Below are 13,231 nucleotides of genomic sequence, written 5' to 3'. Positions count from 1 at the left end.
GTGCTCAACATCCAGATTGAAATATTAAAGTTGATTTTTTTCTCCGAACCCTGAAATAAGAGGTTTGAGACCTCGCTTTTAGTGACAGAGGTTAATTGACAATACCTAGATAGGAATTGGCTGATCAGGAACTCGGCCACTTATAGTAACAATGGCGCAAGTACGACTCAACACGGGCAGTTCTAAAGAAAAAAATATAAGATCTGTTTACCTTATCTAATTCCCAGTATGATTTTTTATTCTTAACTATCTACAAAAAAAAATATAAAGACTTGATATTATCCAGTACAAGATTTTAAAAGCCAACCAATAACAATTCCTAAACCTCCAAATCTTACAGCTTGCCAAAATGGTTTTTTTATGGTATCAAAACGAAATAAACTACTTTCTAGATTTAATTCTATTGTTTCTAATTCTGTCCGTATCAGTTGTAACTCTTCTTCTAATTTATGAGTTTTTTGGCGACCTACTTCCGGCCGTACTTCTTCTAAACGATGCTGCAGTTCTACTTTGCGTTTTTGGTAGTACTGGACTTGGGAATAACGTTCTTTCAGCGAACTCAGGTTATGTTCTACCTCTGCCAATGCTTGTGCTAACTTCGTCTCCGTAACTTCTGAGTCTTGATTAACTGGGACATAATTTGAAAATTCATCATTTAATTTTTTCGGAGAATCTTCTGGAGAAGAGTTCATACTGTCATACTTAATATAGTAAGTTTACTGAAAAACATTATCTAGATAGATATGCTTAAACCTAACTCTATTTCTACAAACACTTCTAATAAAGTACATACTTTTCACCATAGAGATTTAGAAGAATATAGTACACTAGAACTAGCCCAAGCATTAGCTGCAAGACTTGCAATACCAGAAAGAGACTGGCATAAACTCAAATCTAATCGCCAGGTTCGTGCATTAGAGCTAACTATAGCTGCCTTAGTTTTTATGATTAAGGGTAAAACTACTGAAGCGATCACACGGCTACAGCAAGCAACTAAATGGTTAAATCAATCTATATCAGCACCTCCGTGTCCAAGTCATGGTTCTCATAAAAAATAAATTACTTTAACTTTAACTTAAATTAATTATTCATCCTACCAGGGGCAATCTAGAGTTATTCTTTACTTTTTTACATAGCATTAACTCTGTGCCCTTGGAGTTCCATTCAATATAATCAAAGACCTGGTAGATAATGTATATTCCTCGACCACATTCTTTTTCATCCTCATCATGTGTGTATTGTTCAGGAGTATCACCAATTAGTTGCCGATATTGGTTAGCTCTAATGGGTGGTTGAAAACCAGAACCTTGATCTGATATCACCCACCAATAGTCGTCTTTAACAATTGAAAAACGTACTAAAACAGTTTTAGTAGGGTCTAAATTATTGCCATGCTTTGTAGCATTAACTAACGCCTCTTGTAGTCCTAATCGGAGTTCTGGGTGCCATTGTTTAGGAACATCAGCTAGTAACAGATTAAGGATAGGACACAAATAGAGGGTAGAAGCGAAACTAATTGTCACCCAATTTTGACATATTTGACGTGGACGTGATGATGTAGCAATCACTTAAAACAAACTCCCTAGCTTTTGTATGGGGCATAGTCAGCAACTACTTTTGTCAAGAGTTCTGAATCTCCTCTACAGTTTAAAAAGCTTTTATGTGAGCATTACTGCTCTCATATTTACTATAATATCAAAACTCCTCAGAAAAATAAAGTATCTAAAAGATAAAGATTGATTCTGGTACTAGATCCAGTTATCAAAAGACATTTTTTTTTCTGATCCTCTTTAACTATTTTTTTACCTCTTGATCTCTACTACAGTCCCATCTCATTATCTACACAAAAGGGTACTGTATTCTATAAATGGGATTTAGTATGACTCTGATTTGGGATCATTGACAATATTTATTCTGTAGCAATATAATCTTATTCCATTATATTTTTGATATAGTATTTAATGTAATTTAATAAACATTTAATAAATATTTAATGTATGTTGACTAAATCTATAACTACTACAATTTCAGTTCCTGGAAGTTATTGGCTATGGAAGAATCAGCAAATCTACTACTTATGTGCAGGTAAGTCTAACCCTACCCATCCACCCTTACTATTAATACATGGCTTTGGAGGCTCTACAGACCATTGGCGCAAAAATATTGCAGCTCTCAGCGAGTTTTTTCAAGTTTGGGCTATTGACTTATTAGGATTTGGACGTTCAGGTAAACCAAACTGGCAATATAGTGGTAAGCTATGGCAACAACAGATCAATGACTTTATTACCCAAGTTATAGGTAGATCAGTAGTCTTAGTAGGAAATTCTCTTGGAGGTTATGTAGCATTGTGCGTAGCAGCTGAATATCCAACTTCTACAGCAGGTTTGATACTTCTTAACAGTGCTGGACCATTTAGCGAATCTCAACCTACTCCTAAGCCCCCAATATTTAGACAATTTATTTCTCGGATCACAAAGTGGTTATTTCTGCAAACCCTACCTAGTTTTTTATTATTTCAATGGACCCGACGACGTAGCACTATTAGAAAAATATTACAAAAAGTTTATTTGGATCAAAGTGCTATTACAGACCAATTAATAGAAGATATATATCGACCTTCTTGTGACCCCGGTGCAGCTCAAGTCTTTGCTTCTATTTTTAAGGCACCATCTGGTAAGAAAGTAGATGAGTTGTTGGGTGACTTAGAGTCTCCTCTACTTATGCTTTCGGGAGAAGCTGACCCTTGGATCAATACAAGAAGCCGGAGTGTCCAATTTCGTAAATATTATCCTCAGTTAACAGAATACTTCTTAAAAGCAGGTCATTGTCCCCATGACGAAGCTCCTGATCTTGTTAATAAGTTAATTCAGGAATGGGTTTTCTCAACAGTTAAAAGGTTCTAGGATACGCAATAGGCTTTTATTATTTTCTAATCAGTAAAAACGAGGATGAATTCTGGGGTTGAGCAGATCATCTACAGGTTTATTGCCCACGAAATGTTGTGTAACTATTAATGGGACATGCTCGGGTTGGACTCGGTAGTACCAAATTTCATCCGGGATAATTCTTACTGTAGGGCTAATACTACATTGGCCTAGACAACTACTGGACTCAATATAGACCCCAACCAAGTTTTCGGTCTCAGCTTTAAAGGCCTTGAGAACTTCTTGAGAGTTTTGGCGCAAACAAGAATGATTTTGACAAACAAATACATAGCGATCCCCAGAATTAATTTTCTGCTTTTGGCCTTTATGAGTTAACATTAGTCATAAATTCTTAATATATATTAATTACAAAAAATAAAGGTTTGATTTAATCAAGGTGCAATACTATAGTAAATTGCACTTTCTTTTCTGACCTTAATAGAAGCAAAAAGCAAAAGTCAAAATCAAAATTTTGATCATATAACTATAATCATTGCTCAATTATTCAGAAAAAAAAATCAGAGGTAAGTATGACCAACAAAATTGTATCAGAGGTTATGAGTTCTAATCCCATCACCGTCAAACCGAAAACGCCTTTGAAAGAAGCAATTAAGATCTTGGCAGAAAAACACATTAGTGGTCTTCCTGTAGTCGATGACAACGGAAAGTTAGTTGGTATAGTATCAGAAACAGATTTAATGTGGCAAGAGAGTGGAGTTACCCCTCCACCTTATATTATGCTGCTAGATAGTATTATCTTCTTAGAAAATCCAGGGCGTTATGAAAAAGAAATTCATAAAGCTTTAGGAGAAACTGTTGAGGAGATAATGACTAAAAATCCTTTGACTACTAGATCACAAGAACGACTTTCGGCAACAGCTAAACTTATGAACGAGCGTAGTATTCATCGTTTGCCAGTGGTAGATGAAAATGGCAAAGTTATTGGTATACTAACCCGTGGTGACATCATTAGAGCTATGGCAGCTGAGTGAGGTGTAATTTGATGGTAAAAAATCAACAGCTGAAGTTTATGCTTTTGAGATCAACTCCGTTGGGATAATATTGGGATGAAAACTTATGCATGAATACAAATACTAGTAATATTTTTATTTGTCAACCCCCTTCTAGATAGTTTATGATTTAATATTGTGTAAGTCCTGTGCATAAAATCAGGTCAAAATTGGAAAAATCCTATGCCCTTATGTATAAGTGCTTTCCTACCCCCAAAAAGCTGTTCCTAGATTTGGATTTGATTTAGGAGCTAGGATATACGGACTAAGTACAGAAAACAAATATAAAATGAGTGTTAACCCAAATTCAGTTAAGCAACTACTGATATCCGAAGAACTAGGCGATCGCTTGCGAGGAGTTAATAAATTACGTCAAATAGAACCTGCGATCGCCTTTGAATTAATTCAAATTCCGATCAAGGATAAAAATACTCGTGTTAGGTACGCTGCCGTCAGCCAAATGTCAAGCTTGGGAAAGCAAAACTTAACAATATCCCAAGAAATATTGTGTGAGCGTCTCTTCAAAGATAAAGAAGCAGATGTGCAAGCAGCAGCAGCAGATGCTATCGGAGCATTAAAAATAACTCAAGCTTTTGATGACCTAGTGCGGGTATACCAAAATACTTCAGAATGGTTAGTAAAACTCAGTATAGTTGCGGCAATAGGAGAAATGGGAGAACCAAAAGCTTTTTCTTTACTTGAGGATGCTCTCAATTCAGAGAATGAATTAATACAGACTATTGCCATTAGCGCTCTAGGGGAACTAGGAAATTTAGAAGCCATTCCTTTACTCAAACCCTTTGCTGTCCACAGTGACTGGCAAATACGCTATAGAGTTTTACAGGCCTTAGAGAGGTTAGGAACCCCAGAAGCAAAAGAGATAATAGCACAGTTGGCTGAGGATGAAGTTGAACAGGTTGCTCAGGAGGCCAAGCTATCTCAGAGCAGGTAATATAGAAAAAAGGCAGGAGATTTTGGTCATGTCAGTTATGAGCTATCAGCTATAAGTACGGACCCCTGAAATATTTGCTATATTAATAGTTTTTTCTTTTCATCCCCTTATTTTAGTTATCAATTATTAGTTAACCTTTTCCGGAGGAACTATGTTTTTCATGTCACCTAGGGAAACAGTTAGTTATTAGTATCGACTTCTGAAGTATCCCCATTAAAATTTAATTGGGGGTAACTTCTGGGCAACCCTGTTGACTTGAGGGAAGAAGAGAAGCTGAACTAATAGATGGGATGGCTAGATGGGATGGCAAAGGATGCCTTAAGCTTTTCTCAGAAACTTTTTAACTTGGCACTTAGAGTAGAGATATAAAACATTTATGAAATTAACATTAATTTGTTTTGGCTCTGATTGCAAAAAGGTTATTCTACCTGTGTTTATTACTTAATAACTTACTTAATAACTTAAGTATGATCTAAGTATAGTAATAACTTATGGGAATTTACATGACTTATATCATGTCAGAATAATCAGTGATCAAAAAAAACTTTCGACTCTAATTGCCAATTTTATGCTTTATTCTGGTACTAAGAGCAACAGAAACTTCTGCCAACATCCTCTAAAGTATAATTCTTCAAATAGATATAGATATAATATTGGTTGGCCTTAGTTGATAATTTAAATTTATATTATTTACATGATTAAGCGTCCTGTCTTAAATATGGAAGTTGTTTCTAGGATTAATTATTGGCGTCTTCCCCCGCTGTTAGGCATAGGGGGCTTATTGCCAGCAGAAGCTCAAGCATAGGTGAGATTTTAACTTAGCACACTTTGAGTGCTTTACGGCGAGACTACACCCACTCTTGTTCTCTTTTCGGGGAGATATTAGGAGTGAGCTAGGATGGACTACCCTTGTCTCTACGTTTGTCTTTTTGTCTCTAACTTTTTACTTATACAAATTAATATCTTAACATACTATATTCAAAAAAAAACAATTAAAAAGTTGCGCACTTATTGGTGAGGCTTTAAACCCAACTTTTCAGTAAAATTTTCAAGTTAAAAGAAACTAGTTCATAAGTTTGATTTGATGTAAGATGCAGCGGGTAAAGTTAAGGGGGGAGCTTGCCCGTATCATTCAATACTATAAAAACATATACTCAAGGCAAAGAGCGTTGACTTAATGAAAAAATGATTATAAAATTAGATGTTTAAGTATACTATACATTAGTAAAAATTTGATAATTGCGGTTATTTTGACCGTGAATACCTGTGGACAGGCTGCTAGTGACAGTTCTGATAGAAGCAGGGAGTAAACATTAAAATATCACCTATTGTGACGTTTTATATCAGCTTTATGGAGCAGAAAAAACTCTATGTTCTTAGATGAATTGACCCCAGTTATAAAAGAATTGATTGAACAACCAGCTGCCTTCTTCGGAGGCTTTTTTTCTGGTATGCTGCGGCTAAATCTTAATGATGACCCTGTTAAAACTTGGCTTAATAATCAGACAGGTGATACTTACACTAATGGTTCTCCTAAAGATACAAGCAATAATACTAAAGATGAAGGTCCTCAATCAATTACTATAGAATAATTTGTCCACAAAATGTAGAGATGTTTCATTAAATATCTCTACAATAGACATCTCTGAATAATTAATGAGAAAGTCTTTTAAACATATTGTTAAATCTTAGTTTTTGGAGACGTCTAAGTCAAACCTTATTTCCTAAAAAGTATTTCCCAAAAAATTAATGACAAATCAGAAATTGAATCTACCTAATTTTGAGAAGGCAGAAGATTTACTTAATGATTTATTTGAAAAAGTAAAAAGCCAGGAAAATGAGTTAGGGGGAGGGGAAGCTCAAGAGTTAAAAAGAGGAGCAACTGCGGTTAAAAGATTGAAGGAAACTACTGTTACTTTTGGTAATCCTGATAGTAGATTAATTCCTCTTACTGCAAAAGGTTTTGAAGCAGAAGGAATAGAGTTAAATTACGAAGTTAAACAGTTAATGAAGCGGTTTGATTTCTATTCTATGGTTGTGAGTATTGATCTAAGACCTCAACCAAGTGTTTTAATTTCAAAGTTAGAATGTCGGCTTGATTTTGGTGCTCAAGGAAAAGAGGAGCCAATAGTTCATCGTATTATTCCAGATAGTAAATGGCAAACAATATTAAGTGCAGGAGTTAACTTTAATTTAGGATTAGATGCTAACTTGGATGTGGGAGTTGGAGGTGATAGTTCTGAGTTAATGAAAATAGCTAATCTTCCTAATTATGATCAATTAAAAGTTGATTTAAGAGCTAAAAATAAATTTAAAACTTTTATTGTTTTTGATAGTTTAAATTATCGATTTGGTAAGTTTAATATCTCTGCTCATGGGGAAAATAATTCTTGGTGTGAATGGCGGCTTGAAAAACCAGAAATTCAGGATAAGTCTACTGTAGAATTTAGCGTTATTTTTAAGGTTCCTAAGGGATGGGAGTTTATTGATTTAATTGGTCATGCTTGGATTGAACCTAACATTGATTGGTTGAATGGTGAATTAACTCATGTAATATCAAGTTTACCAGGTCATTTAAAAAATTTGTTTGGGAGTAAAGATAAAGCAGCTAAGAGTTTTGCGGTTGGGATAAAGGAAGAATGGACTAGTCAGTGGGAAAAACAAATTAGCTTACCAAAACTGTAGATTATTTACTTTTTGATTGTTCTTAATTTTTATGACGATGAATCAATGTTTTTGTAATGTTATTGTTTCTAATGAAAATACGGTTAAACTCATAAAATTAACTCCTCAGTTAGCTACTAAAGAGCAGTTAATAGGTAAGTTAAATCTTGACAAAATTAACGATAAGATTAGAGAAATTATTAAAGCTCCTACTAATTTGAAAGGTGAACAAATTACTAAGGTGGGAGAAGCTTTGTTTGAGGCTTTGTTTGATGCTCAGTTAAGAGAATATTTTTTGGCATACTATCAAGATATTCTCAAACAACAGGATGCAAATTTGGGAATTATTTTAGAAATAAATGAGGAAGCTATGCCGGAAGTTGTAGCTTATCCTTGGGAGTTAATGTGTTTACCTGAGAAATATAATCAAGGTCAAATTTATTTCGCTACTAATCGTAAATTAAGTTTTTACCGTCGTAGATATCAATTAGAAGAATCAAATAAATTATCTATTAAAATTAATCAGGATGAACAGTTAAAAATTGCTTTAGTTGTCTCGAAACCGACGGCTGATTCTGGATTAAGTGATGTGGAATATTATGAGGTACATAAATACTTAAAAAGTATAGATACTAAACAGGAGCAAGTTAAATTTTTACCTGTTATGAATTCTCTAGATTTCTATAGTATTGTAGAAAGATTAGAAACTGAGAAACCGGATATTTTTCATTTTATTGGTCACGGTCAATTAGTTGAGAAAAATGGAGAAGATTTAGGACAGGTTGCTTTTGTTAATGAGTTTGGTGAAGCTGATTGGAAAGATGCTAAAATGTTTTGTCAATTGTTTACTGGTCATCAACCTAAAGTTGTGATTTTACAAGCTTGTGAAACTGGAAAACAATCTGAAACTAATGCTTTTAGTAGTCTGGCTTCTCGCTTAATGCTTGAGGGAATTCCGGTGGTTATAGCTATGCAATATAAGGTTTCTAATCAAACGGCGATTATTTTTGTGAAGGAGTTTTATTCAAAAATAATAGATGGTAATTCTGTTGAGATGGCGGTACAGAAGGCTCGGTTTAAGTTGCGTATTGAGAAGGGTTATGAGGCAAGAGATTTTGCAATTCCTGTTGTGTTTATGAATGCTTTAGATGGTTATTTATTTGCCAAAGAATCTATGGAGATAACTCAGAAAAAAAATGGTTTCTTGAGTTTAACGGGGGAACAAAGAAGAAAATTTCGTGAAGAGATTGAAAGGGTATTAAGTGAGGATAAACTGACAAGTATATTTTCTGAATATCCAGAGAAATTTGGAGATAATTTTTATAATCAAATTCCAGGAGGTGACTATCGTACAAGGTTGATTAATTTAATCATTGAGCTAAATAATAGAGAACTTATTTTTGATTTTATTAAAGTTGTTAGGTATGAGTATCATAATTTTGCTCAAGATTTATAAATAGTAGATAAAATAGTAATGTAAGTACATTGCAAATGAAATTTACTGATAAGCAAAGAATCAAATTTCGTGAAGAGATTGAAAGGGTATTAAGTGAGGATAAACTGACAAGTATATTTTCTGAATATCCAGAGAAATTTGGAGATAATTTTTATAATCAAATTTCTGGAAATAACTATCGTACAAGGTTGATTAATTTAATCATTGAGCTCAATAATAGAGAACTTATTTTTGATTTTATTAAAGTTGTTAGGTATGAGTATCATAATTTTGCTCAAGATTTATAAATAGTAGATAAAATAGTAATGTAAGTACATTGCAAATGAAATTTACTGATAAGCAAAGAATCAAATTTCGTGAAGAGATTGAAAGGGTATTAAGTGAGGATAAACTGACAAGTATATTTTCTGAATATCCAGAGAAATTTGGAGATAATTTTTATAATCAAATTCCAGGAGGTGACTATCGTACAAGGTTGATTAATTTAATCATTGAGCTCAATAATAGAGAACTTATTTTTGATTTTATTAAAGTTGTTAGGTATGAGTATCATAATTTTGCTCAAGATTTATAAATAGTAGATAAAATAGTAATGTAAGTACATTGCAAATGAAATTTACTGATAAGCAAAGAATCAAATTTCGTGAAGAGATTGAAAGGGTATTAAGTGAGGATAAACTGACAAGTATATTTTCTGAATATCCAGAGAAATTTGGAGATAATTTTTATAATCAAATTCCAGGAGGTGACTATCGTACAAGGTTGATTAATTTAATCATTGAGCTAAATAATAGAGAACTTATTTTTGATTTTATTAAAGTTGTTAGGTATGAGTATCATAATTTTGCTCAAGATTTATAAATAGTAGATAAAATAGTAATGTAAGTACATTGCAAATGAAATTTACTGATAAGCAAAGAATCAAATTTCGTGAAGAGATTGAAAGGGTATTAAGTGAGGATAAACTGACAAGTATATTTTCTGAATATCCAGAGAAATTTGGAGATAATTTTTATAATCAAATTTCTGGAGATAACTATCGTACAAGGTTGATTAATTTAATCATTGAGCTAAATAATAGAGAACTTATTTTTGATTTTATTAAAGTTGTTAGGTATGAGTATCATAATTTTGCTCAAGATTTATAAATAGTAGATAAAATAGTAATGTAAGTACATTGCAAATGAAATTTACTGATAAGCAAAGAATCAAATTTCGTGAAGAGATTGAAAGGGTATTAAGTGAGGATAAACTGACAAGTATATTTTCTGAATATCCAGAGAAATTTGGAGCTAATTTTTATAATCAAATTCCAGGAGGTGACTATCGTACAAGGTTGATTAATTTAATCATTGAGCTAAATAATAGAGAACTTATTTTTGATTTTATTAAAGTTGTTAGGTATGAGTATCATAATTTTGCTCAAGATTTATAAATAGTAGATAAAATAGTAATGTAAGTACATTGCAAATGAAATTTACTGATAAGCAAAGAATCAAATTTCGTGAAGAGATTGAAAAGGTATTAAGTGAGGATAAACTGACAAGTATATTTTCTGAATATCCAGAGAAATTTGGAGCTAATTTTTATAATAAAATTAAAGGAGATACCTATCATACAAGGTTGATTAATTTAATCATTGAGCTAAATAATACAGAACTTATTGTTGATTTTGTTAAAATTGTTAGTGAGGACTATCCATTAATTGAAGAACTTTACCAAACATATTCACAACTTTCTACTCTTATTTTTTTACTAAAAAAAATTTTTTCAGAAAACCAAAATTTTGGGATTTTTTTTGGGGACTTTGAAAATATAGATAAATTAGAAGAGCATTTATTAGAGTTAACTGAAGAAACTGAAAAAACTGAAAAAAATGGTAATGGTTTGCTTTTTAGTGATAGAGATAGTTTTTATTTTTACTATGATCCAAAGTTCATAGATTTTGTAGAACAATATTTAGTTAAAATTTTGAATGCTGAAGATATTAGAGATTATCTCAAGCAAAGATTGAGAAAATGGATAGAAACAAATTGCTCAGATATAAATATTCCTGATAAAAAAGACAAACCATCTGATCTCCAAAGCTATCTTTTGATAACTATTTTTCCTATGGGAAGTCAGATTAAAAATCATAAAAAAACATTTAATGTTCAAGGTGAGTTTATTGAAAACTGGGGTCATACTAAAAATATTCAAGTTGAGCTGAAGAAAGAAGATTTTGAGGAAAATGGATATTCAGAAAAGCAAATTCCTAATATTATTTATAAATTCATTGAGCAGGTTCAAGAGGTATATTTGCGTAAACTAGTGCAACAAAATAAAACTTATGATTTAAAACTTGAGCTATTTTTAAAGAGAGAACTTTTTATTAAAGATTTTGAGTTTAAAATTCCTAGTGCTTTAAAAGCAAAACAAAAAGCTATTTGTGAAGAATATCCTGTAATTTTACGCTCTTTAGAACGATTACAACCAGGTAAAACTAGTTGGCTAAACTGTTGCAAAAAAAACTGGAAAATTATGGAGAAAAAACCAGTTATATCAAATAATATTTTAGCTTTTGAAGTGGAAGATAAATTAAATGAATTCTTGTCTAACCCACAAAAAAGAAAACAGCTAGGAAATAAATTAGAGGATAAAATTATCCTGAAAATATCCTGTGGTTTACCTAAAGGAAATAATAAAGCATTTAATTTATTTGAAGTTATTTTAGAAAAGGGAGTTCCTTTATGTCTATGGATAAAAAGGAAAAATCAAAGGGATAATTTAAATGATTCCCATTATCAATCTTTAATAGATAAGCTCAATCATTTAATAGAATTAGAAAATTTGTCAGATGTTAATCAATTATATACACAAATTTTTGATATTCGTAAAACAGACCTGGCTATTGCTGATAGTTCTAAAACAGAATCTTTAGGTTACCATTTAAGAATTTTATGTGATTGTAATGACCGCAAACCAATCAACATTCCTGCTTTTAATCAATTTTAATCAACTAAATAATTAGTTCTTAAAAAAGGAGAAAGCAGTGGTAAAAATTTATCCCCAAAATAATATGATGGAAAATCAACAAGCCTGGCTTTTTTTCTATGGTGATGGAAATACACATAATGTTAATATTGCTGACCTTCCTGATCCTCCCCCTTGGCGAAAATTTCAAGAGATAGAAAAAGATTCTGAATTAAAAAAACAACTGGAAAAAGATTGGCAAAATATTCAAATTTTAGCTGAGTCTGATGATAATAAAAGGGGTAGAGAAAAGGGTGAAAAATTTCGTGTTTATTCCTCAGAAATAACTGAGGAAGATGATGGTCAAAAACCACTTGTTAATGTTGTTGATGCCGTAAATGCTGCAATATATTTACGACGGCCTCTTTTGGTCACAGGAAACCCTGGTTCGGGTAAAACTTCCTTGGCTTATGCGATCGCACAGGAATTAAAATTAGGGCCCGTATTGAATTGGCCCATTACAGCTCGTTCTAATTTGGTCGATGGACTTTATCGTTATGATGCGATCGCTCGGTTACAAGATTCTCAGTTAAATAGGGAGAACTTACAAAATATTGGCCAATATGTCACTTTGGGCCCGGTAGGAACAGCTTTTTTACCTTCTTTATATCCGAGAGTATTATTAATTGATGAGATAGATAAAAGTGATATTAATTTGCCGAATGATTTGCTTCACTTATTTGAGGAGGGAAGGTTTGAAATTCCTGAGTTGGTCCGTTGGGCTGATAGGTCTGAAAAAAGTTCTGAAAATGATCAACCAACAAAAGTAAAAGTGCGGACGGAAGATGCGGGTATCAAAGCTTCTATTATAGGGGGAAGAGTTCATTGTTCTAGTTTTCCTATTGTAATTATGACTAGTAATGGGGAACGGGACTTTCCTCCGGCTTTTGTGCGCCGCTGTCTCCGAATAAGAATGCCAGACCCGGGTGCGGCAGCTCTTCAAACTATTATTAAGGCTCATTTTCAGGATGAGGAACAAGGTGAAAGTTTGAAGACAACAACTGAGGAACTTATTGAAGCTTTTTTGGAAAAGGACGAACAGGAACGGGCAACGGATCAGTTATTGAATGCTATTTATATTCGCAATAACCTTAGTCCAGAAGCTTTTACTGATGACTTACAAGCTTTATTATTGAAGGGTTTATCAACTACGGATGAATTTTGATAACAATGTCAATAGTAATGTAGGTTGGGCAGAACGACACTGAAGTCA

17 protein-coding genes are annotated in these 13,231 nt (G+C 32.8%); 14 read left to right on the top strand and 3 right to left on the bottom strand.

Annotation, left to right across the window (positions count from 1 at the left end; translation table 11 throughout):
• Nucleotides 1-278 precede the first annotated feature (278 nt).
• Nucleotides 279-692: a hypothetical protein gene (locus tag TERY_RS10665; protein ID WP_011611842.1), complete on the bottom strand. Its 414-nt coding sequence runs from the start codon at nt 690-692 to the stop codon at nt 279-281.
• 51 nt (nt 693-743) lie between these two features.
• Between TERY_RS10665 and TERY_RS10660 the strand changes: the two genes are divergently transcribed.
• Nucleotides 744-1,058 (top strand): DUF6439 family protein, encoded by a 315-nt coding sequence (locus TERY_RS10660; protein ID WP_011611841.1) that lies wholly within the window; start codon nt 744-746, stop codon nt 1,056-1,058.
• A gap of 30 nt (nt 1,059-1,088) precedes the next feature.
• On the opposite strand, the gene TERY_RS10655 is transcribed toward TERY_RS10660, so the two are convergent.
• Nucleotides 1,089-1,568 (bottom strand): ATP-binding protein, encoded by a 480-nt coding sequence (locus TERY_RS10655; RefSeq protein ID WP_011611840.1) that lies wholly within the window; start codon nt 1,566-1,568, stop codon nt 1,089-1,091.
• A 429-nt stretch (nt 1,569-1,997) separates the two neighbouring features.
• Here TERY_RS10655 and TERY_RS10650 point away from each other — a divergent pair, with 429 nt between their 5' ends.
• Entirely contained in the window at nt 1,998-2,903 is a 906-nt protein-coding gene (locus TERY_RS10650; RefSeq protein ID WP_011611839.1) for an alpha/beta fold hydrolase, read from the top strand.
• 30 nt (nt 2,904-2,933) lie between these two features.
• Here the strand turns inward: TERY_RS10650 and TERY_RS10645 are convergent, their stop codons facing one another.
• The gene (locus TERY_RS10645; protein ID WP_011611838.1) at nt 2,934-3,263 is read right to left on the bottom strand and encodes an NAD(P)H-dependent oxidoreductase subunit E; all 330 of its coding nucleotides are present in this window, start codon (nt 3,261-3,263) and stop codon (nt 2,934-2,936) included.
• Between the two features lie 191 nt (nt 3,264-3,454).
• Here TERY_RS10645 and TERY_RS10640 point away from each other — a divergent pair, with 191 nt between their 5' ends.
• The 12 genes from TERY_RS10640 (at nt 3,455) to TERY_RS10585 (ending at nt 13,183) form a co-directional block, all read left to right on the top strand.
• Nucleotides 3,455-3,916 (top strand): CBS domain-containing protein, encoded by a 462-nt coding sequence (locus TERY_RS10640; protein WP_011611837.1) that lies wholly within the window; start codon nt 3,455-3,457, stop codon nt 3,914-3,916.
• 307 nt (nt 3,917-4,223) lie between these two features.
• Nucleotides 4,224-4,886: a phycobilisome degradation protein NblB gene (gene nblB / locus TERY_RS10635; protein WP_011611836.1), complete on the top strand. Its 663-nt coding sequence runs from the start codon at nt 4,224-4,226 to the stop codon at nt 4,884-4,886.
• Between the two features lie 1,370 nt (nt 4,887-6,256).
• On the top strand, nt 6,257-6,478 hold the full coding sequence (locus tag TERY_RS10630; protein WP_011611835.1) for a hypothetical protein: 222 nt from the start codon (nt 6,257-6,259) through the stop codon (nt 6,476-6,478).
• Between the two features lie 157 nt (nt 6,479-6,635).
• Nucleotides 6,636-7,571 (top strand): hypothetical protein, encoded by a 936-nt coding sequence (locus TERY_RS10625; RefSeq protein WP_011611834.1) that lies wholly within the window; start codon nt 6,636-6,638, stop codon nt 7,569-7,571.
• Nucleotides 7,572-7,602: 31 nt separating this feature from the next.
• Nucleotides 7,603-9,006, top strand: a complete 1,404-nt coding sequence (locus TERY_RS10620) for a CHAT domain-containing protein (protein WP_011611833.1) — start codon at nt 7,603-7,605, stop codon at nt 9,004-9,006.
• Nucleotides 9,007-9,041: 35 nt separating this feature from the next.
• On the top strand, nt 9,042-9,293 hold the full coding sequence (locus TERY_RS10615; RefSeq protein ID WP_044136708.1) for a hypothetical protein: 252 nt from the start codon (nt 9,042-9,044) through the stop codon (nt 9,291-9,293).
• 35 nt (nt 9,294-9,328) lie between these two features.
• Nucleotides 9,329-9,580 (top strand): hypothetical protein, encoded by a 252-nt coding sequence (locus tag TERY_RS10610; RefSeq protein WP_044136706.1) that lies wholly within the window; start codon nt 9,329-9,331, stop codon nt 9,578-9,580.
• A 35-nt stretch (nt 9,581-9,615) separates the two neighbouring features.
• Nucleotides 9,616-9,867, top strand: coding sequence for a hypothetical protein (locus TERY_RS10605; protein WP_044136706.1), 252 nt, complete (start codon nt 9,616-9,618; stop codon nt 9,865-9,867).
• Between the two features lie 35 nt (nt 9,868-9,902).
• Nucleotides 9,903-10,154: a hypothetical protein gene (locus TERY_RS10600; protein WP_044136704.1), complete on the top strand. Its 252-nt coding sequence runs from the start codon at nt 9,903-9,905 to the stop codon at nt 10,152-10,154.
• A gap of 35 nt (nt 10,155-10,189) precedes the next feature.
• Complete coding sequence (locus TERY_RS10595; RefSeq protein WP_044136703.1) at nt 10,190-10,441, top strand: hypothetical protein; 252 nt, start codon at nt 10,190-10,192, stop codon at nt 10,439-10,441.
• 35 nt (nt 10,442-10,476) lie between these two features.
• Nucleotides 10,477-12,000 (top strand): hypothetical protein, encoded by a 1,524-nt coding sequence (locus TERY_RS36765; protein ID WP_011611828.1) that lies wholly within the window; start codon nt 10,477-10,479, stop codon nt 11,998-12,000.
• Between the two features lie 37 nt (nt 12,001-12,037).
• Nucleotides 12,038-13,183: an AAA family ATPase gene (locus TERY_RS10585; protein ID WP_011611827.1), complete on the top strand. Its 1,146-nt coding sequence runs from the start codon at nt 12,038-12,040 to the stop codon at nt 13,181-13,183.
• Nucleotides 13,184-13,231: the final 48 nt, after the last annotated feature.

This window comes from Trichodesmium erythraeum IMS101 (assembly GCF_000014265.1).
GTDB lineage: Bacteria > Cyanobacteriota > Cyanobacteriia > Cyanobacteriales > Microcoleaceae > Trichodesmium > Trichodesmium erythraeum.
Note: the sequence above shows the minus strand (reverse complement) of the source record. Positions and strands in the feature narration are given on the sequence as shown.